The organism is Arthrobacter sp. LjRoot14, from assembly GCF_964253905.1.
Classification (GTDB): domain Bacteria; phylum Actinomycetota; class Actinomycetes; order Actinomycetales; family Micrococcaceae; genus Arthrobacter.
The window spans coordinates 1583563-1602811 of sequence record NZ_CAXURL020000001.1 but is presented as its reverse complement, the minus strand read 5'-3'; the positions used below and the strand labels follow the sequence as shown (position 1 = coordinate 1602811).

General features: G+C 66.1%; 20 protein-coding genes. 5 read left to right on the top strand and 15 right to left on the bottom strand.

The annotated features are described in order from the left end of the window. Positions 1–251: 251 nt before the first annotated feature. The 8 genes from ACSQ12_RS07205 to dxr all read right to left on the bottom strand — a co-directional run bounded on the left by ACSQ12_RS07205 (position 252) and on the right by dxr (position 7216). Positions 252–1001 (bottom strand): hypothetical protein, encoded by a 750-nt coding sequence (locus tag ACSQ12_RS07205; protein ID WP_436064876.1) that lies wholly within the window; start codon positions 999–1001, stop codon positions 252–254. A gap of 42 nt (positions 1002–1043) precedes the next feature. Continuing rightward, positions 1044–1931, bottom strand: a complete 888-nt coding sequence (locus ACSQ12_RS07200) for a GNAT family N-acetyltransferase (RefSeq protein WP_436066954.1) — start codon at positions 1929–1931, stop codon at positions 1044–1046. Continuing rightward, complete coding sequence (gene ispG, locus ACSQ12_RS07195) at positions 1894–3060, bottom strand: flavodoxin-dependent (E)-4-hydroxy-3-methylbut-2-enyl-diphosphate synthase (RefSeq protein WP_011691265.1); 1167 nt, start codon at positions 3058–3060, stop codon at positions 1894–1896. Before ispG ends, ACSQ12_RS07200 begins: the two co-directional genes overlap by 38 nt. 47 nt (positions 3061–3107) lie before the next feature. Then, on the bottom strand, positions 3108–3401 hold the full coding sequence (locus ACSQ12_RS07190; protein ID WP_436064875.1) for a YciI family protein: 294 nt from the start codon (positions 3399–3401) through the stop codon (positions 3108–3110). Positions 3402–3443: 42 nt separating this feature from the next. Then, a complete protein-coding gene (locus ACSQ12_RS07185; RefSeq protein ID WP_436064874.1) occupies positions 3444–3905 on the bottom strand; it encodes a hypothetical protein in 462 nt (153 codons plus the stop codon). Then, on the bottom strand, positions 3902–4576 hold the full coding sequence (locus tag ACSQ12_RS07180) for a MarR family transcriptional regulator (protein WP_436064873.1): 675 nt from the start codon (positions 4574–4576) through the stop codon (positions 3902–3904). Before ACSQ12_RS07180 ends, ACSQ12_RS07185 begins: the two co-directional genes overlap by 4 nt. Before the next feature lie 105 nt (positions 4577–4681). Next, positions 4682–6013: a M50 family metallopeptidase gene (locus ACSQ12_RS07175; protein WP_436064872.1), complete on the bottom strand. Its 1332-nt coding sequence runs from the start codon at positions 6011–6013 to the stop codon at positions 4682–4684. 18 nt (positions 6014–6031) lie between these two features. After that, a complete protein-coding gene (gene dxr, locus ACSQ12_RS07170; protein WP_436064871.1) occupies positions 6032–7216 on the bottom strand; it encodes a 1-deoxy-D-xylulose-5-phosphate reductoisomerase in 1185 nt (394 codons plus the stop codon). Positions 7217–7321: 105 nt separating this feature from the next. On the opposite strand from dxr, the gene ACSQ12_RS07165 reads away from it, so the two are divergent. Then, complete coding sequence (locus tag ACSQ12_RS07165) at positions 7322–8803, top strand: lipase maturation factor family protein (RefSeq protein WP_436066953.1); 1482 nt, start codon at positions 7322–7324, stop codon at positions 8801–8803. On the opposite strand, the gene ACSQ12_RS07160 is transcribed toward ACSQ12_RS07165, so the two are convergent. Continuing rightward, the gene (locus ACSQ12_RS07160) at positions 8795–9481 is read right to left on the bottom strand and encodes a response regulator (protein WP_209746256.1); all 687 of its coding nucleotides are present in this window, start codon (positions 9479–9481) and stop codon (positions 8795–8797) included. The two genes, ACSQ12_RS07165 and ACSQ12_RS07160, sit on opposite strands and share 9 nt — an antisense overlap. Then, entirely contained in the window at positions 9478–11115 is a 1638-nt protein-coding gene (locus tag ACSQ12_RS07155; RefSeq protein ID WP_209748504.1) for a sensor histidine kinase, read from the bottom strand. Before ACSQ12_RS07155 ends, ACSQ12_RS07160 begins: the two co-directional genes overlap by 4 nt. 267 nt (positions 11116–11382) lie before the next feature. Here ACSQ12_RS07155 and ACSQ12_RS07150 point away from each other — a divergent pair, with 267 nt between their 5' ends. From ACSQ12_RS07150 to ACSQ12_RS07135, 4 genes are read left to right on the top strand one after another with little or no spacing between them, the layout of a single operon-like run. Beyond that, positions 11383–12390, top strand: coding sequence for a Bug family tripartite tricarboxylate transporter substrate binding protein (locus ACSQ12_RS07150; protein WP_011691256.1), 1008 nt, complete (start codon positions 11383–11385; stop codon positions 12388–12390). Further along, positions 12387–12899: a tripartite tricarboxylate transporter TctB family protein gene (locus ACSQ12_RS07145; RefSeq protein WP_209746260.1), complete on the top strand. Its 513-nt coding sequence runs from the start codon at positions 12387–12389 to the stop codon at positions 12897–12899. Before ACSQ12_RS07150 ends, ACSQ12_RS07145 begins: the two co-directional genes overlap by 4 nt. Next, positions 12899–14437, top strand: a complete 1539-nt coding sequence (locus ACSQ12_RS07140; RefSeq protein WP_436064870.1) for a tripartite tricarboxylate transporter permease — start codon at positions 12899–12901, stop codon at positions 14435–14437. The genes ACSQ12_RS07145 and ACSQ12_RS07140 overlap by 1 nt, the downstream gene beginning before the upstream one ends. Positions 14438–14497: 60 nt before the next feature. Further along, on the top strand, positions 14498–14890 hold the full coding sequence (locus tag ACSQ12_RS07135) for a universal stress protein (protein ID WP_436064869.1): 393 nt from the start codon (positions 14498–14500) through the stop codon (positions 14888–14890). A 108-nt stretch (positions 14891–14998) separates the two neighbouring features. On the opposite strand, the gene ACSQ12_RS07130 is transcribed toward ACSQ12_RS07135, so the two are convergent. The 5 genes from ACSQ12_RS07130 to ACSQ12_RS07110 are packed head-to-tail and all read right to left on the bottom strand — an operon-like array spanning position 14999 to position 19193. Next, positions 14999–15832 carry an HpcH/HpaI aldolase/citrate lyase family protein gene (locus ACSQ12_RS07130; RefSeq protein WP_436064868.1) on the bottom strand — a complete coding sequence of 278 codons (834 nt, stop codon included), beginning with the start codon at positions 15830–15832 and terminating at the stop codon, positions 14999–15001. Then, positions 15829–16389, bottom strand: coding sequence for a MaoC family dehydratase (locus tag ACSQ12_RS07125; protein ID WP_436064867.1), 561 nt, complete (start codon positions 16387–16389; stop codon positions 15829–15831). Before ACSQ12_RS07125 ends, ACSQ12_RS07130 begins: the two co-directional genes overlap by 4 nt. Further along, the gene (locus ACSQ12_RS07120) at positions 16386–17153 is read right to left on the bottom strand and encodes a CoA transferase subunit B (RefSeq protein WP_436064866.1); all 768 of its coding nucleotides are present in this window, start codon (positions 17151–17153) and stop codon (positions 16386–16388) included. Before ACSQ12_RS07120 ends, ACSQ12_RS07125 begins: the two co-directional genes overlap by 4 nt. Positions 17154–17155: 2 nt before the next feature. Beyond that, positions 17156–17980: a CoA transferase subunit A gene (locus ACSQ12_RS07115; protein ID WP_436066952.1), complete on the bottom strand. Its 825-nt coding sequence runs from the start codon at positions 17978–17980 to the stop codon at positions 17156–17158. A 49-nt stretch (positions 17981–18029) separates the two neighbouring features. Then, positions 18030–19193: an acyl-CoA dehydrogenase family protein gene (locus ACSQ12_RS07110; RefSeq protein WP_436064865.1), complete on the bottom strand. Its 1164-nt coding sequence runs from the start codon at positions 19191–19193 to the stop codon at positions 18030–18032. Positions 19194–19249: the final 56 nt, after the last annotated feature.

Sequence of the window (19249 nt, the reverse complement as noted above, 5' to 3'; positions counted from 1 at the left end):
ACCGGCTGGTCATCCTGTTTTGGCGTGGCTCTTACGGCCCGTCGGACCGATAAGTCCGGAGGAAGCGCTAGGCGTGCCTGCTGGGAAGGTCAACGTCCAGTGCCATCTGCTGATTTCCCCTCTGAGACCGCACGCACCCCATCGGCGCGGCTACGAAGAACCTATGTGATCCACGGCACCATTACAAGAGTCGTCACGCAGTTTTCTGCAGTTGACTCCGCGTTACCGCGTTCGTCCCGGAGGGCGGCCGGTTAGTCAATGAGGGCCGCCGCCTGGTCCAACAGGGCTTCAGCTGACGTCAGGTCGGACGAGGTAACACCCGACCCTGAAGCCTGCGCGGAGATCAGGACTCCACCTTTGACGGCAAAGGTCATAACAGTGCTCTGGGTGGCGCCCGTGGGCAGCGTGACGTCCGTCTGCATGGCGATGGCACCCGGAGTGGCGGCGCCACTGTCAAGCCTGGTGGTGGCTGCTGTCATGGACATTCCGCCGATGTCCATGCTGATGTTGCGGCAGGCGTCTATTTCGCTGCCGCGCTGTGCAAGCGTCTGGTCCAGCTTTTCCTTTTCAACGCCGGAGAGGAGGGAAAGCGTCTGGGTCAGCTCTGCAGTTGAGGATGTGGATGCGCCAACCGCCAAGGTGGTGTTGCTGTCCGGCTTGAGTGCCGTGCCCGTTGCGATGGAGTTGCATTCGGCGGGCTCCACCTGGACTTCGGTCATCAGGGACATCATCTGATCGAGCGCCTGCGAGACCTTCTCCGCGGGCATCACGGACAGGGCTACGCTCTCCGAGTCCTTCACCGCTCCGGTGATCGCCGCGAGCTCATCGGCCGTCAGCATTTTGAACGCGTCTTCCGTGGGACTCGGGCTCGGCGTAGCCGTCGCGGCGGAAGTTTCCGAGGCCGCGCCTGCCTCCGCGGTACTAGCGGGTCCGCTGCAAGCGGACAGCCCCAGCACCAGCAAGGCGGATGCCCCCGAAAAGCGCATAACGGACGTATTCATTTATCCCCCAAATAAGTTCGAATGCCGGCCGGTTGCGGCCAGCTAGAACAGAACTGTAGCGAACGTGCCCACCTGGTGGAAGCCCACACGTTCGTATGTTGCCCTCGCCCGGGCGTTGTAGTCATTGACGTACAGGCTGGTGACCGGCGCCAATTTCTGCGCCAACGCGACGACGGCGGCCATGTAGCCGGCGCTAAGTCCCAGTCCGCGGGAGGAAGGGTTCATCCAGACGCCTTGGACCTGGGTCACCTCGGGAGTGACGGCGCCTAGTTCGGCCTTGAACATGACCTGGCCGCCCTCGTCGAGGTGGACGAGGGAATGACCCTGCCGGATGAGGCCTTCCACGCGCCTGCTGTAGAACTCCCGGCCGCCCAGGAACGGCGAATAGCCGACTTCTTCTTCGAACATGGCGGCGCAGGCGGGAAGGATCCTGTCGAAGTCGGCGAGCTGGCCGATCCCCAGGCCCGTGTTGGCCTGTACCGCCGACGGCCCGGAGATGGTCATCAGGGGCTGGTCCGCCCGGACCTCGTGCGCCTGCTGCCCGAGTTGCTCCAGCTGCTCGTACATGGCCAGGACGGTGTCGGCGGGGCCGAAGATGGAGGCGAAGCGGCGGCCGGAGCGTTGCGCCTGCTCAGCGACAAACCCGGCGAGTTCCGGGTCCAGCTGGACGGGAACAAGGTTTGCCCCGGCCCAGCACGCTCCCACCAGGGCGTCGCCGTCGAACACGCCAAAAATGCTGGCCCCGCCCACGGTGGGCGCGGCCGTCCCTGTCGCGGCCAGGTGCGACAGGATGAACACATTGGCCACAACGTCTGCCCGGGCCAGTTCCCGCAGTTCGGCGGTGTCCGGCCCGGACAGGACCCGGATTGATATGCCGGGCCCGGCAGTCTCTTTACGAGACGCTAACCACGGGGCTACCCTTGACAGCATCTTCGCCATCGGCCTCCCCCATCTCTTCAGCGATTCGCATGGCCTCTTCGATCAGTGTCTCAACAATTTCGCTCTCGGGGACAGTCTTGATGACCTCTCCCTTCACAAAGATTTGTCCCTTGCCGTTGCCGGAGGCCACGCCCAGGTCGGCTTCGCGCGCCTCGCCGGGTCCGTTGACGACGCAACCCATGACGGCCACGCGCAACGGGATCTCCATGCCTTCCAGGCCGGCCGTGACCTGTTCGGCCAGCGTGTAGACGTCCACCTGGGCCCGGCCGCAGGACGGGCAGGAGACGATTTCGAGCTTGCGGGGACGCAGGTTGAGGGACTGCAGGATCTGGTTGCCGACCTTGATTTCCTCGACGGGCGGGGCCGAGAGGGAAACGCGGATGGTGTCGCCGATGCCCCTGGACAGGAGCGCGCCGAAGGCGGTGGCGGATTTGATGGTGCCCTGGAAGGCCGGTCCGGCCTCGGTAACGCCGAGGTGGAGGGGCCAGTCGCCCTTTTCCGCCAGCATTTCGTACGCGGCGACCATGATCACGGGGTCGTTGTGCTTGACGGAGATCTTGAAGTCGTGGAAGCCGTGCTCCTCGAACAGCGATGCTTCCCAGACTGCCGACTCCACCAGAGCCTCCGGAGTTGCCTTGCCGTACTTCTTCAGGATGCCCGGCTCCAGGGATCCCGCATTGACGCCGATCCGGATGGAGGTGCCGTGGTCCTTGGCGGCGCGGGCGATCTCCTTGACTTGGTCATCAAACTTACGGATGTTGCCGGGGTTAACGCGCACCGCAGCACAGCCGGCCTCGATGGCGGCGAAGACGTACTTGGGCTGGAAATGGATGTCCGCGATGACGGGGATCTGGGACTTCCGCGCGATGATCGGCAGGGCCTCAGCATCATCCGCGGAGGGGCAGGCCACGCGCACGATGTCGCAGCCTGAGGCCGTCAGCTCAGCTATCTGCTGCAGCGTGGCGTTGATGTCCGTGGTGGGCGTGGTGGTCATCGACTGCACGCTGATGGGCGAATCCGAGCCCACCCCAACCGAGCCCACCTTAATCTGGCGGGTCTTCCTGCGCGGGGCAAGGACGGGGGGCGGTGCTGACGGCATTCCCAGGCTGACCGAGGTCACGTGGACTCCTCTTTAGATCGAAATTCGATGGTGTGTGGTGCCGGCGGCTAGGCGGCGTGCTCGGCCAGGAGGCCGATCACCGGATTCCATTCCGTGGTGCGCGTGCCCGCGATGACGTTGGCCGGGGCGTACGGATCCTGCTTGAGGATACCGTTCAGCGCATTTTCGTCTGCGACCTTGAAGATCAGCAACGCGCCTGCGCCGTCGCCGTAGGGTCCGCTGGCCAGGAGCGCGCCTTCACGGGCAAGCCCGGCGGTCCATTCGCGGTGTGCCGGGCGGGCGGCGTTCCGTGCTTCGGTGGACTCGGCGGCGTATACGTACTCAACAGCAAAAACAGTCATATGGATACCCTATCGCCATGCCCGCCCGAGTATGTATCCGGTTCAGCCGAGGAAGAGGATCCTGGCGAGGGCCGCAACCCCGGCGGCCCACAGCATGGAGGCCAGCGTGCCGATGATGAACCTCTCTGCGGCAACGGGAGTCTCTTTCAGCTCGGCGAAGCGTCCCAGGCCCTTGATGGCCACCACATAGGCGATGGCCACGGGCTGGCCCGCCAGGATGGCCAGGCACACCGCCAGCCTTTCCAGGACGCCGATAATGGCGCCGCCTCGGAGTATCCGCGTGGTGGGTGCCGGCTGGGCGGAAGCCTTGTCCGCCGTGACATTGTCTACCGTGACATCGGCGGCGGGGTCGTCAGCGGATTCGCTGGCGGCCCGGTCTACGGCGGCCCTGGCCGCGTCCGCTTTGTCGTCGATGGTCCGGGCCAGCCGGAACACCAGTGCCGTGACGGGCCAGCCGGCGAAACCTGCGGTGAGCAGGGCGAGCGTAATCCAGAGAGCGTTCACCTGTGTCCTTCCAGCACTGCGTCATGGGCCAGAGCCAGGAGCATTTCAGCGGCAGGCCTCGCCGCCCATTCTTCCTGCCAGCCGGACCTCAGGACGGCACGGCTCACCGACTGCTCGGTGATTCCGAGTTGTGCGGCAGCGAGCTTCTGGCTGCCATGCCTGGCTGACCCGTCCTGCTGCAGCCCGCGGAGGACGTCCACCACTTTCCATTGGGCTTCCGTGCGGTCCTGCACGAGCCGGCCAATGAGACGCAGGACAGCTTCGGCGTTCGCGCAGGCCCTGACGCCGGGCCCGCTCTCCGGCGTGGCCACTCCGCCGCGACGGAATCCGCCGGAAACCACGGACAACGGGACATGGGCGGCAGCGGACTTGGCTTTCTCAACGGCCAGCCGGGCGGCGACGAATGCCGGCCCGGATCCTTCCCGCGGGCTGGCCGGCAACGGAAGGTCGACGGCGCCCACTCCGATTCCGACGTACCACTGGCCGCTGCGCAGGCAGTGAAGCGCGATGTCCACGACTTCCGCAGTTTTTTCCACGACGCCCTGGACTTCGTCCCCGACGGAGCGTTCGAACCTGCCTGCGGTGGTTATCGCCTGCAGCTCGGTAAGAAGGCCGGGCACTCGGTCCCGGTCCCCCGTGCTGCCCCGCTGGTCGATCGTAAGCACGTACATACGGCAACCATAATCGACTGATTACTCAATATCAATCACTTTCAGCTGATTTATGAAAATTAGCCAAAAAGAGGTGATTTTAGGATAAAAGCCGCTGTGAGTTGATTACCCGAAAAGGTTAACGGGCTTGACGATATCCGCGTAGATCAGCAGCGCACTCATGCCCATGAGCAGCGCGGCGACGACGTACGTCACGGGCAGGAGCTTGGCGATGTCGAAAGCACCGGGGTCGGGCCGGCCGAACAGCTTCGCCACCCGCCGTCGGGCTCCCTCATACAGCGCCCCGGCCACGTGGCCGCCGTCCAGCGGCAGCAGCGGGACCAGGTTGAACACCGCGAGCGCGAAGTTCAGTCCGGCCAGCAGTCCCACCAGCGCGGCGAGCCTGGACTGCAAGGGAACCTCCTCCATGGCGGCGACTTCACCCGCGACCCGGCCCACGCCCACGACGCTGATGGGCCCGTTAGGATCGCGCGGCTCTTCGCTGAAGGCCGCCTTCGCAACACCCACCACGCGTGCCGGGAGATTCAGGACGACGCCGGCAACCTGCCGGATGTTTTCCCCCGCCATGGGCAGGACGGACGACGCCGGCTGGGCAACCAGCGCTGTTTGGGCACCGATCCCCAGGAACCCGACTTCCTGGTACTGGAGGGTTCCGTTCGAATCAGTGGCCTGCCGGCCGTCGGCGCCGACGACCGGCCGGGCCGAAAGCACCGGCGTCACCGTGGTGGTGACAGGCGAGCCGTCACGTTCCACGGTGATGCTGACTTCCCGGCCTGCGGACGCACGGATCCAGCCGGTGAGTTCATCCCAGCTGGTTACGGCCTTGCCGTCGAAGGAGGTAATGGTGTCGTTCGGTTTGAGTTGCGCCGCGGCCGCGGGTGTGAGCTTGCAGTCGGCGGAGTCCGGATCCACGGTCTCCCCGGCCTTGACCTGGCACTTGGACACGTCCGCGATGGTGGTGGTCGGGGTGCTGATCCCGAAGCCCATCAGCAGCACGGCGGTCAGCGCCACGCCGATCAGCAGGTTCATGGCGGGGCCGCCAAGCATCACGATGACTTTCTTCCACACCGGAAGCCGGTAGAAGACCCGCTTCTCGTCGCCGGGGCCAACTTCCTCGTGGGCCATGGAACGCGCCTCGGTGGCGAGGGTCTGGAACATGCCGGTGCTGGAGGGACGCACCGTGCCGTCGCCCTTGTTCGGCGGGTACATGCCGATCATGGACACGTAGCCGCCCAGCGGGATGGCCTTGACGCCGTATTCGGTATCCCCCCTGCGTTTTGACCACAGGGTGGGGCCGAAGCCGATCATGTACTTGGTGACCCGCACTTTGAACAGCTTGGCGGGAACGAGGTGGCCCACCTCGTGCAGCGCGATGGAGACTGCGATGCCGATCGCCACAAAGACGACACCGAGAATGAAGAGAATGACGGGACTCATGCGTAGATCTGCTGCTTCCTAGAGACTGCTCACTGCTAAACGTTCGTGGGTGCGCGCTCGTGCCCACGTTTCAGCATCCAGCACGGACTCAACTGTCAGCCCGGAAGATCCTGGGTGTTCGCTGAGTACCGCTTCGATGGTATCCACAATGTCCGTAAACCGGATCCGGCCGGAGTGGAAGGCCATCACGGCCTCTTCATTGGCCGCGTTGAAAACGGCAGGGTACGTGCTCCCCTGCTTGGCAGCGTCCTTGGCAAGGCCCACGGCCGGGAATGCCTCGGCGTCCAGCGGTTCGAAGGTCCAGCTGGCGGCCTGGGTCCAGTCGCACGGTGTGGCAGCTTTCGGAACGCGGTGCGGCCAGCCGAGGCCGAGGGCAATGGGCAGGCGCATGTCCGGCGGCGAAGCCTGGGCGATGATGGAACCGTCCACGAACTGCACCATGGAATGGACCACGGACTGCGGGTGGACCACCACGTCGATCCGGTCCAGCGGGATATCGAACAGCAGGTGCGCCTCGATCACCTCAAGGCCTTTGTTCACCAGGCTGGCGGAGTTGGTGGTGACCATCAGGCCCATGTCCCAGGTGGGGTGCGCGAGGGCATCCTGCGGCGAGACGTTGCGGAGTTCCTCGCGGCTCCTGCCGCGGAACGGGCCGCCGGAGGCCGTCAGGATGAGCCGGTCCACTTCGGCGGCGGTCCCGGAGCGCAGGCATTGCGCGATCGCCGAATGCTCGGAGTCCACCGGGACAATCTGGCCTTCCCGGGCGGCGGCCTTCACGAGGGCGCCGCCGACGATCAGCGACTCCTTGTTGGCCAGCGCCAGGGTGGCACCGGATTTCAGGGCGGCGAGCGTTGGTGCCAGGCCGATGGAGCCGGTGATGCCGTTAAGGACCACGTCGGCCTCGATTTCCGCAATCCGGGTGGACGCGTCCGGTCCGGTGATGATCTCCGGTCGGTAGCCTGCCACCCCGGCGGCGCGGGCGGCGTCGTCGATCAGGCCCTGCAGGGCGGCCGCGTCGCCACTGGCCGTACCGACTGCCTTGGCCTTCGTATGGACGGCCTGGCGGGCGAGGAGTTCCAGGTTGCCGCCGCCTGCGCTCAGTGCCACAACCTCGAATAGGTGCGGGGCGCCGTCGACGACGTCAATCGCCTGGGTGCCGATGGAACCGGTGGATCCGAGGAGAATGATTCTGCGTGGCTGCATCCGTTAAGTATCCCGCACGCCGGCATCCCCCCACGTCAGCCCGTCCGCCGGCGGCATGTGCCGCGGGACATTGACGCGGTGCGCGGCAGGCGTAACGTGAACAACGTGGAATGGACCGCATGGTTCGATGCGCCGGAGTACGAATTCGCCCGGCAGGTGCTCCAGCGCGGCGTTGCCACGATGTTCCTTGTGGCGTTCCTCTCCTGCCGCAACCAGTTCCCGGCGCTGCTCGGAGAGCGCGGCCTGCTCCCGGTTCCGGACTACCTGGACAGTTTCAGGCGCCGCCGGCGGCCCAGCCTGTTCCTGTGGCGCTATTCGGACCGCCTGCTGCGGCTGGTCTGCTGGTGCGGCATGGCAATTTCGGCCACACTCGTCCTGGGGCTTCCGCAGCTGGGACCGCCCTGGCTGCCGATGATCGCTTTCCTGGCCCTGTGGCTGCTGTACATGTCGATCGTGAACGTGGGACAGACCTTCTACGGGTTCGGGTGGGAGATGCTGCTGCTGGAGGCCGGCTTCACGGTGGCGTTCCTCGGCTCGGACCAGACGCCGCCGCCGCGGACAATCCTGATCCTGCTGGTCTGGCTGCTGTTCAGGCTTGAGTTCGGTGCCGGGATGATCAAGATCCGCGGTGGCAGCGAGTGGCGTGACCTGACCGCACTGTATTACCACCACGAGACCCAGCCGATGCCGGGACCCTTGAGCCGGCAGGCCCACCTTCTGCCCAGGCCCCTGCACCGGATGGAGGTCCTGGGCAACCACTTCGCCCAGCTGGTGGTTCCCTTCTTCCTGTTCGCCCCGCAGCCGCTGGCCGGCATCGCCGCGGGCATCGTCATCTTTACCCAGCTGTGGCTGGTGGCGAGCGGGAACTTTGCGTGGCTCAACTGGATGGCCATCCTGCTGGCCTTCGCGGCAGTCAGCGATCCGGTGGCCCATGCCGTGCTCCCCGTCATACCGCTGGACTGGCATACGTACGGTTCAGCCGCCAGTTCCGGCGCCGGCGGCGGCTTGCAGACCCCGGTCTGGTGGCTCGCCGTGGTGCTCGCCGTGACGCTGCTCCTGCTGGTGCTCAGCTACTGGCCGGCCCGGAACCTGCTGCAGCACCGGCAGCTGATGAACGCCAGCTTCAACCGCTGGCAGCTGGTGAACACTTACGGAGCCTTCGGCACGGTGACCAAACTGCGGATCGAGATCGTGGTGGAGGGCACCCTCGACGACGAACCGGACGACGACTCCGACTGGCGGGAGTACGCATTCCGCGGGAAGCCCGGTGACGTCCGCCGGCTGCCCCGGCAGTGGGCTCCCTACCATCTCCGGCTGGACTGGCTGATGTGGTTCCTGCCCCTGCGCACCGTCCACGAAGAATGGTTCTACGCTTTCCTGGCCAAGCTGCTGCAGGCCGACGATGCTGTACTGCGGCTGCTGCGCAAGGACCCGTTCGACGGCGTCCCTCCCCGGTGGGTGCGCGTCCACAGCTACCACTACCGCTTCGCGAGCCGGGCGGAATACCGCGAGACGGGGCAGCGCTGGATCCGGACCCTGCTGTATGAGGCCATTCCCCCGTTGTCCCTCCCGCCGGGGTCAGGCTGACTTGAGGGCGTAGCGGCGCTCCGGACGGCCCGCACCGTATTTCAGGCGCACTTCGACCCTCGCCTCGTCGTGGAGGTATTCGAGGTAACGGCGTGCGCTGACCCTGGATGTGCCCAGCAGGTCCGCGACTTCGGCCGCCGACAGATCCGCTTCGGCGGACTCCAGCACGCCCACCACCCGGCTGAGGGTTTCCGGGCTGCAACCTTTGGGGAGGCGGTTTTCCGTCCGTTCCCCGCGCTCGGTGCGCTCCAGCCCGAAGACCCGGTTGACGTCGGATTGCTCGGCGATGTCCTTGGCAAGGTCCAGCCCCTGGTAGGCGCTGCGATAGTGCTCCAGCCGCTCCTGCAGGTCCGTCTGCGAAAACGGCTTGATCAGGTAATGGACTATGCCGCCGCGCAGCGCCCGGCGCACGGTTTCCACCTCGCGGGCCGCGCTGATCACCAGTACGTCCAGTTCCGGTGCGGTTTCCCGCAGCCTGCCCATGAGGTCCAGGCCGTTGATGTCGGGCAGGTGGATGTCCAGGAGGACCAGGTCAGGCTGCAGGCGGGCGGTTTCCGCGATGGCCTGGGCTCCGGTGTGCGCGACCCCGACGACGGCGAAACCCGGCGTGCGCTGGATGAAGCCGGCGTGGACCTTTGCCACCATGAAGTCATCATCGACGATCAGGACATTGATCATGCCCGGGTCCCCTTTCCTGTGGCCGGAGCCGCGTGTGCCGGCCCGCCTTCTGCCGGAGTCTCTTTAAGCGGCGTCCTCTTCAGCCGAGCCGTAAAGACAGCCCCGCCGTCGTTGGCCACTGCCAGGTCCCCGCCGCTCCGCCGGCAGACCACCCGCGAGAGTGCCAGGCCAAAGCCCCGGCCGCCGGCCGGGCCGGGCTGCTTGGTACTGAATCCCTGCCGGAAGATCTCATCGGCGGCTGCGCCGTCAATGCCCGGCCCGGTGTCCCGGACGGTCACCACCACTTCTTCGCGGCTGTCCTCGACGAGGACCCGGACCGATGCTTCCGCGGCTCCCGTGACGGCGTCGAGCGCGTTGTCCACAAGGTTTCCCACCACGGTGGTCAGGTCACGCGAGAGCTCATCGCCCACCGGCGACAGCGACGACGAGGGGTCCAGTTGCAGAGGCACACCCCGTTCCGCAGCAAGGCTTGATTTGGCGATCAGCAGGGCGGCGAGCGCCGGGTCCTGGATGCGGCTGGTCACATCGTCATTCAGGCGCGTCCGGTCCACCGTGACTCCATTGACGAACTGCACCACGGAATCGTACTCGCCGATCTGGATCAGCCCCGAAATAACGTGAAGCTGGTTGGCGAATTCGTGGGCCTGCGCCCTGAGCGTGTCCGTTGCCGTCCGTGTTGTGCCCAGTTCACGCTCCAGGGAGGAAAGCTCAGTCCGGTCACGCAACGTGGCTACGGAACCCATCACCCTGCCCTTGGAACGGATGGGCACCCGGTTCAGCACCACCAGGCGCTCCCCCACCAGCACCATCTGGTCCTGCCCGGGCTGCTCGCCGGTCAGGACTTCCTTGAGCGCCGGTTCCACGGGCAGTCCGGCCAGATCCTTGCCCACGCAGTCCGCCGGCAGGCCCAACAGGGCCCGGGCACTGTCGTTGGCCACGGTAATACGTCCGTGGAGGTCCAGCGCCACCACGCCTTCCTTGAGGCCATGCAGCATCGCTTCGCGGTTCTCCACCAGGCCCGAGATTTCGCTGGGCTCCATGCCGAGGGTCTGCCGCTTGACCCTGCGGGACAGCAGCAGGGAGCCGGCAACGCCCAGGACGCTGGCAACTCCCAAATAAGTCAACAGGTTGGGGACGGCATCCCCAAGGCGCTCCCACGTGGACGGGTAGTTCCGGCTGATGGACGCAATCCCGATCATGGTCCCGGAGTCGTCAAGGACCGGCACGTGGGCTGAAAGCACGGGGGTAGCCGTTCCGCCCACCACGCCGGTCCAGGCCCGGCCTTCCATCACCCGGCTCGCACCGAGTTCCAGCGGCCGGCCCAGCAGTCCGGGATCCGACGACGCCACCACCGTGCGGTCAGACCGGGCGAGTGCCACCTGCGCGGACCCGGAAACGGTGCGGACCGACTCGGCGACGGCTGACAGTGCCGCACTGCCGCGCGGTTCGGCCGAGGGAAGAAGCGCACGGACGGCGGGATTGCTGCCCAGCGCCTCAGCCGCGGACAGTGCCCGGCGCCCCTCGATCCGCTCAAACGCGGCGGCCGACTGGGCCAGGGAAATGGCGACGACGGCCACGAGGACGGCCAGGACAATCAGCAACTGCAGGACCAGGTACTGCCCGGCGAGGGACATTCCTCTTCGTCGAGTCACTGTGGTTCTTTCCTCTGGTGGGTGGGGTACCGGAACTATACCCCAGCGCACCCTTGCGGGCAGTCGCGCAGCCGCTCCTCCGCGACGGCGTCCGGAGCCTGCGGTGGGACAGCGGAAACGTGAACGAAATGAACTTAACTTTCTCTGCGTACACAAGAGTGATGGCTGTCACTTCCACGCCTAGCATCAGAGCACCAGTCAGTTTTGCTGACTAGCTTTACCAGGAACTTTACTGAGAAGAGGAACACCATGCGCCAGAACCGCGCATTGCGAATTGCCGCCGTCGCTGCCGGCATCGCCCTGATGGCCACCGGCTGCGGTGCCACCGGCAAGAGCTCAACGAGCGGCAGCTCCAGCGCTGCTGCCGGCCCCGTCACCGGGCTGCAGATCCTGGTCCCCAATACGCCCGGCGGCGGCTACGACACCACCGCGCGTGCCGCTGCGAAGGTTCTCGACGACGAGAAGATCGCCACCAACACCGAAGTCTTCAACCTCGCCGGTGCGGGCGGCACCGTGGGCCTGGCCCGCGTGGTCAACGAAAAGGGCAACGGCGACCTCACGATGCTGATGGGCCTGGGCGTGGTGGGTGCCAGCTACACCAACAAGTCCGCGTCCAAGCTGACGGACACCACGCCGCTGGCCAAGCTCATTGAAGAGCCCGGTGCCATCATGGTCAGCAAGGATTCGCCCTACAAGACCATCGATGACCTTGTGAAGGCCTGGAAGGCGGATCCGGGTTCCATCGCCGTCGGCGGCGGCTCCTCACCGGGCGGCCCCGACCACCTGCTGCCCATGCAGCTTGCAGGAGCCGTGGGAATCGACGCCACCAAGGTCAACTTTGTGTCCTACGACGGCGGTGGCGACCTGCTCCCGGCCATCCTCGGCAACAAGCTCGGCTTTGCTGCCTCGGGCGCCGGTGAGTACCTCAAGCAGATCGAATCGGGCGAAGTCCGTGTGCTGGCTACCAGCGGCGCTGAGCGGCTGGACGGCGTGGACGCGCCCACCCTGAAGGAATCCAACATCGACCTGGTGTTCACGAACTGGCGCGGCATCGTTGCCCCTCCGGGAATCAGCGACACCGACAAGGCAGCCCTCATCGCAGCCCTCGAGAAGATGCACGGTACCGCTGCCTGGAAGGAGACCCTGAAGACGCACAGCTGGACCGACGCTTTTGTCACCGGTGACGAATTCAAGACCTTCCTGACCGAGCAGGACAAGCGGGTGGCGGACGTACTCACGAAGCTTGGCTTGGCGTGAGTTCCTCACCAACGGTAGCCTCACGGCTCAAAGGCCGCTCCGAGCTGGGGGTCGCCCTCCTGCTCGGAGCGGCCGGGGTCATGGTCTTCCTCGACGCCTACGGCCTCGCGACACCCTATTCCAAGTCGGACCCGGTGGGTCCCAAAACGGTCCCCTTCATCGTGGCCGCCCTGCTCATCGTCTGCGCCGTGCTGCTGGCAGTAAATGTCATGCGCGGCGGCAAAGGCGAGGCTGAAGGCGGCGAGGACGTTGACCTGGCGCACCCGGCGGACTGGAAAACCGTGCTCCCGCTGGTGGGTGCCTTCATCGCGAACATCCTGCTCATCGACTGGGCCGGCTGGGTGATTTCCGGGACCATCCTGTTCTGGGGCAGCGTGTGGGCCCTCGGCGGGCGGAACTACGTCCGTGACGGCCTCATTTCCCTGGCCATGTCCATCCTGACCTTCTACGGCTTCTACCTGGGCCTCGGCATCGCATTGCCCGCGGGCTTGCTGGAAGGGATTCTCTAATGGACGTCTTCTCCTCCCTCATGGACGGTTTCGCCACCGCGCTGACCCCCATGAACTTCCTCTACGCAGTCATCGGCGTGGTCCTCGGCACCGCGGTGGGAGTCCTCCCGGGCCTTGGCCCGGCAATGACCGTGGCCCTGTTGCTTCCGGTCACCTACGCCCTGGAGCCCACCAGTGCCTTCATCATGTTCGCCGGCATCTACTACGGCGGCATGTACGGCGGCTCCACCACCTCCATCCTGCTCAACACCCCCGGTGAGTCCTCGTCGGTGGTCACCGCCATCGAAGGCAACAAGATGGCGAAGGCCGGGCGGGCGGCCCAGGCTTTGGCCACCGCCGCCATCGGTTCCTTTGTTGCCGGCACCATCGGTACAACGCTGCTCGCCGTCTGCGCGCCGATCGTGGTCCAGTTCGCCGTCAGCCTGGGCTCCCCCAGCTACTTTGCGATCATGGTGCTCGCCCTGCTGGCCGTCACCGCCGTCCTGGGTTCCTCCCGGCTGCGCGGGTTCGCGTCGCTGGGCCTGGGCCTGGCAATCGGCCTCGTGGGCATGGATTCAGTCACCGGCCAGCAGCGCCTCACCTTCGGGATGCCGCTCCTCGCCGACGGCCTGGACATCGTTGTGGTGGCTGTGGCCATCTTCGCCGTCGGCGAGGCCCTGTGGGTGGCCGCGCACCTGCGCCGCACTCCGATGAACATCATCCCGGTCGGACAACCCTGGATGGGCAAAGAGGACTGGAAGCGGTCCTGGAAACCCTGGCTCCGCGGTACGGCTTTCGGCTTCCCGTTCGGAGCACTTCCCGCGGGCGGCGCCGAGATCCCAACTTTCCTGTCCTACGTGACGGAGAAGCGGCTGTCCAAGCATCCCGAGGAATTCGGCCACGGCGCCATCGAAGGTGTTGCCGGGCCGGAAGCTGCCAACAATGCCGCGGCGGCAGGCACGCTGACCCCCATGCTTGCCCTGGGCCTGCCCACCAACGCAACGGCCGCCGTCATGCTGGCAGCTTTCACGTCCTACGGCATCCAGCCCGGCCCGCAGCTGTTCGCCAGCGAAGGCCCGCTGGTCTGGGCGCTTATTGCCAGCCTCTTCATCGGCAACTTCCTGCTCCTGATCATCAACCTTCCGCTGGCACCGGTCTGGGCGAAGCTCCTGCAGCTCCCCCGGCCGTACCTCTACGCCGGGATCCTGTTCTTCGCCACGCTGGGCGCCTATTCGGTGAACCTGCAGGCGTTCGACCTGGTCATACTGCTGGTGCTTGGCGCGCTGGGGTTCATGATGCGGCGCTTCGGGCTTCCCGTACTGCCGCTGATCCTGGGTGTAATCCTGGGGCCGCGGCTGGAAGGCCAGCTGCGCAAGACCCTCCAGCTCAGCGCCGGTGACCCGGCCGGCCTGTGGAGCGAGCCGATCGCCGTCGGGATCTGGGTCATCGTGGCGATCATCCTCCTCTGGCCGTTGCTGCTCAAGCTGATCCGCCGCAACCGCCCGACGGGCAAGTCACTGCTTCCCGCCAATTCCGGCGCAGCCGACTACAGCGACTAAATAGCGGCGGAGCATCGCCGAACCACACCGACCCTCACTCAGCAGATACAAGGAGCAACCATGACGATCGTGGTGGGATACGTCCCGACACCCGAGGGCGAAGCAGCGCTGGCCCAGGCCATCGCCGAAGCGCGGAAGAGCAACAGCAGGCTGCTGGTCATCAACTCCTCCAAGGGTGATGCACTGGTGGATAACCGGTACGCACAGGAACCTGCGATCCAGAGCATCGAGGACCGGCTCGCGACGCAGGGCATTGACCACGTGATCAAGCAGCCGGTCCGTGGCCACGATGCGGCAGCGGAGGTACTGGACGCGGCGGAGGAGCACAATGCCGATCTGATCGTGATCGGCCTGCGCCGCCGCACCCCGGTAGGCAAACTGATCCTGGGAAGCACGTCCCAACGGATACTGCTTGAGGCGGACTGCCCGGTGCTGGCAGTGAAGGCCAGCTGACGCCTCACGGCCGTCCAGGCCAGGGCGGCGCGGAAAAGCCGCAGTCCGGGAGTCCAACGACTCCCGGACTGCGGCTTTTCGCTGTGCGACGCGTTCAGGCGTCCCGGCCTAGCGGGCGGCCCGCCGAAGAGTTGATTCCGCGTGCTTGAGGATGGGGCCGTCGATCATCCTGCCGTTGAACTGGAACACGCCGCTTCCTGCAGCAGCGGCAGCCGCCAGGAGCTCCCTGGCCGCGGCGACGTCCGACTCCGCAGGGGCGTACGCTTCCCGGACCACAGCCACCTGGCCGGGGTGGATGCAGGCCTTTGCGCCGAATCCCGAGGCAACGGCGTCGCGGGACTCAGCTGCCAGCCCGTCAAGGTCCGGAATGTTGACGTACACCGCGTCGATGGCTTCCTTGCCGAAGGCCCCGGCCGCGAGCAGCACGGCGGACCGGGCGTGCAGCGCCACGGCCCGATAGCCGCCGTCGTCGTTCCTGCTGGAGGTCCCGCCCAGTGACGCGAGAAGGTCCTCGGCGCCCCACATCAGGCCCACCACGTTGGGTTCGGCGGCGATGGCGGCGGCGTTGATGACTCCCGCGGCCGTCTCGCACAGCGCTATGACGCTGTAGTCCTCCAGCGCCTTGAGCTGGCCCGCGCTTTCGGCCTTGGCAAGCATCACGTGGCGGTACGGAGTGTGCTTGAGGCAGTGCAGGTCCTTTTCGTGCTCCTCCGTGCCGGCCGGGTTGATCCGGATGATGGTGCGGCTCGGGTCCAGCTCGGGGACGTCGCCGGTGGCGCCGAGCTGGGCGAGGATCGCGCCGCGGGCGCGCTGCTTGTCAGCAGGCGCGACGGCGTCCTCCAGGTCCACGATCACGGCATCGGAACGCTCGGCCGCCTTCTGGTAGCGCTCGGGGCGGTCGGCAGGACAGAAGAGCAGGGCGGGACCCATCAGGAAAGTCATGCTTCGATTGTCCCCTTTTCGGCGGCTTCTTTCTGCGTGTCCGCATGCGCCCCGCGCGTCCACATCAGGCAGCTGCGCGAGGCCAGCGCCACCACCACGCCGTCCTGGTTCCGGCCCGTGTGCTGCATGGTCACGATTCCCTGCCCCGGCCGGGATGCGGACAGCCGCTTGCCGGTGATGACCGTCTCCGTATAAAGGGTGTCGCCGTGGTACAGCGGATGCGGAAACGACACGTCGGTCAATCCCAGCTGCGCGATGATGGTCCCCTGGGTCAGCTGCGGAACGGACTGCCCCACCACAGTGGCCAGCGTAAACATGGAGTTCACCAGCCGCTGGCCGAACGGCTGCCCGGCACTCCAGGCCGCGTCAAGGTGCAGCGCCTGGGTGTTCATCGTCATGGTGGTGAACAGGACGTTGTCCGTCTCGGTTACCGTCCGGCCCGGGCGGTGGGCATAGACCACTCCCTCCTCAAGCTCGTCGAAGTAGAGGCCCCGCTGTTCCACGACGCGTGGGCTGCCGGTGTTTGAGCCCGTCGAATCGTTGTCCGCGCTGGTCATACGGTCAGTTCCTGGTCCTCTTCGAAGAGTTCCGCGCCCGTGGCCGCGGCGACTTCCTCGGCCGTCACATTGGGGGCCAGTTCGCGCAGCACGAGCCGGGAGGAGCCGCCTTCGGTGACGACGTCGATCACGGCGAGGTCGGTGATGATCCGGTCCACGCACCCTTTTCCGGTGAGCGGCAGGGTGCACTGCTGCACGATCTTGGGCCTGCCGTTGCGGTCCACGTGCTCCATCATCACGATCACCTTCTTGGCCCCGAACACCAGGTCCATGGCGCCGCCCATGCCCTTGACCATCTTTCCCGGGATCATCCAGTTGGCAAGGTCCCCGTTCTGGGCCACTTCCATGGCGCCGAGCACGGCCACGTCCACATGGCCGCCCCGGATCATGCCGAACGAGGCGGCGGAGTCGAAGAACGCGGCGCCCTTGTTGACCGTGACGGTTTCCTTGCCGGCGTTGATCAGGTCCGGATCCACCTGGTCCTCGGCCGGGTACGGTCCCACGCCCAGGATGCCGTTTTCCGAGTGCAGCACCACTTCGATACCCGCCGGTATGTAGTTGGGGATCAGCGTGGGCATCCCGATGCCGAGGTTGACATACTGCCCGTTCTGCAGTTCGGCAGCCACCCGGGCGGCCAGTTCGTTGCGGGTCCAGCCCCGCGTTTCGGGGCTGGTGCCCGCAGGATGCCCGACGGCGGACGGCCGGTATTCGTGGCGTACGGCTTCGGGACGGGGCGGGGCTCCCGGCGTGCTATTCGATTCCACGGCTATGCTCCTGCCTGGTCAGTTGTTTGCTGGCCGGTTGCCTGGTGCTGAGTCCCTTGGGAGTGGTTGCCGGCGGAGGACACCGCGACCGTCCGCTTTTCGATGCGCTTCTCGCCCCCGGGCGCGAGGACAACCCGCTGGACGAAGATGCCGGGGACGTGCACATGCTCCGGATCCAGCCCGCCCGGCTCCACCAGTTCCTCAACTTCGGCGATGGTGATCCGTCCGGCCATGGCGCACAGCGGGTTGAAGTTCATCGCCGTGGCGTGGAAGACGAGGTTCCCGTGCCGGTCCCCCTTCCAGGCGTGGACCAGGCCGAAATCCGGGGTCAGCGATTCCTCCAGCACATAGTCGGCGCCGTTGAAGGTGCGGACTTCCTTCGGCGCGGAAGCGATGGCGATGGTGCCGTCGGCGTCGTACTTCTGCGGCAGGCCGCCGTCGGACACCTGGGTTCCCACACCGGCCGGGGTGTAGAACGCCGGGATGCCGGCGCCGCCGGCGCGGAGTTTCTCCGCGAGCGTGCCCTGCGGGGTGAGGACGACTTCGAGTTCGCCGGAGAGATACTGCCGGGCGAATTCCTTGTTCTCCCCGACGTAGGAGCTGATGGTGCGGCGGATCCTGCCGTCCTTCAGCAGGATCCCCAGCCCCCAGTCGTCCACGCCGCAGTTGTTGCTGACGGTTTCCAGGTCAGTGGTCCCGCGCCGGTGAAGGGCATCGATCAGGGAAACCGGGATCCCGCACAGCCCAAAGCCTCCGACGGCGAGCGAGGCGCCGTCGGGGATGTCGGCGACCGCAGCCTCGGCACTGGCAACAACCTTGTCAATCATCATTGATCCTTCCTGGTTTGCTCCCTGTTTTCGCTCCCTGTCGGGGAAGCTAAAGGCCGAGTTCGCGGGCGATCAGCATCAGCTGGACCTCCGTGGTGCCCTCGCCGACTTCAAGGATCTTGGAGTCGCGGTAGTGCCGTGCCACGGTGAATTCGTTGATGAAGCCATAGCCGCCGAACACCTGGGTGGCATCCCGCGCGTTGTCCATGGCTGCCTCGCCTGCGACCATCTTAGCGATGGCCGCCTGGGTCTTGAACGGCTTCCCGGCAAGCATCCTGGCCGCGGCGTCGTAGTAGGCCAGCCGGGCGGTGTGGGCCCGCGCTTCCATGCGTGCGATCTTGAACGCGATGGCCTGGTACTTGCCGATGTTCTGCCCGAACGCGCTGCGTTCCTTGGCGTATTTCACCGACAGGTCCACACAGCCCTGGGCCGCGCCCGTGGCGAGCGCGGCAATGGCAATGCGGCCCTCGTCCAGGATGGACAGGAAGTTGGCGTAGCCGCGGCCCTGCTCGCCGAGGAGGTTTGCCTCCGGAACGTGGACGTCCTTGAGCGTGAGCGGGTGGGTGTCCGAGGCGTTCCAGCCCACCTTGTTGTAGGCCTTCTCCGCCTTGAACCCGGGCGTGTTGGTGGGCACCAGGATGGTGGAAATTTCCTTCTTGACGCTGCCGTCCGGCCGCTCGTGCTTGGCGGTTACAGCAGTCACGGTGACCAGGCGGGTGATGTCAGTCCCGGAGTTGGTGATGAATTCCTTGTTGCCGTTGATGATCCACTCACCGCCCTCGAGCCGGGCGGTGGTCTTGGTGCCGCCCGCGTCGGAACCGGCTTCCGGTTCCGTCAGGCCGAAGCCGGCGAGCGCCTTGCCGGACGCCAGCGACGGCAGCCATTCCTCCTTCTGGGCGTCGGTGCCGAAGCGGTAAACGGGCATGGCGCCGAGGGAGACGCCGGCTTCCAGCGTGATGGCAACGGACTGGTCCACCCGGCCCAGCTGCTCCAGGGCGAGCGCCAGCGCGAAGTAGTCCCCGCCCATGCCGCCGAACTCTTCCGGGAACGGCAGGCCAAAGAGCCCCATGTCCGCCATCTGGGAGACGACCTCGTAAGGGAAGCTGTGTTCCTCATCGTGTTTCGCGGACACGGGGGCCACCACTTCGTCGGCGAATTCGCGGACGGTGTTGCTGAGGTCCTGGTATTCCTCGCTGAGCTCAAAATCAGCCATGTTGGGACTTCCTTGTCTTAACTTTGTGACGGGTCTGTTGGAGTACTGAACGGTTG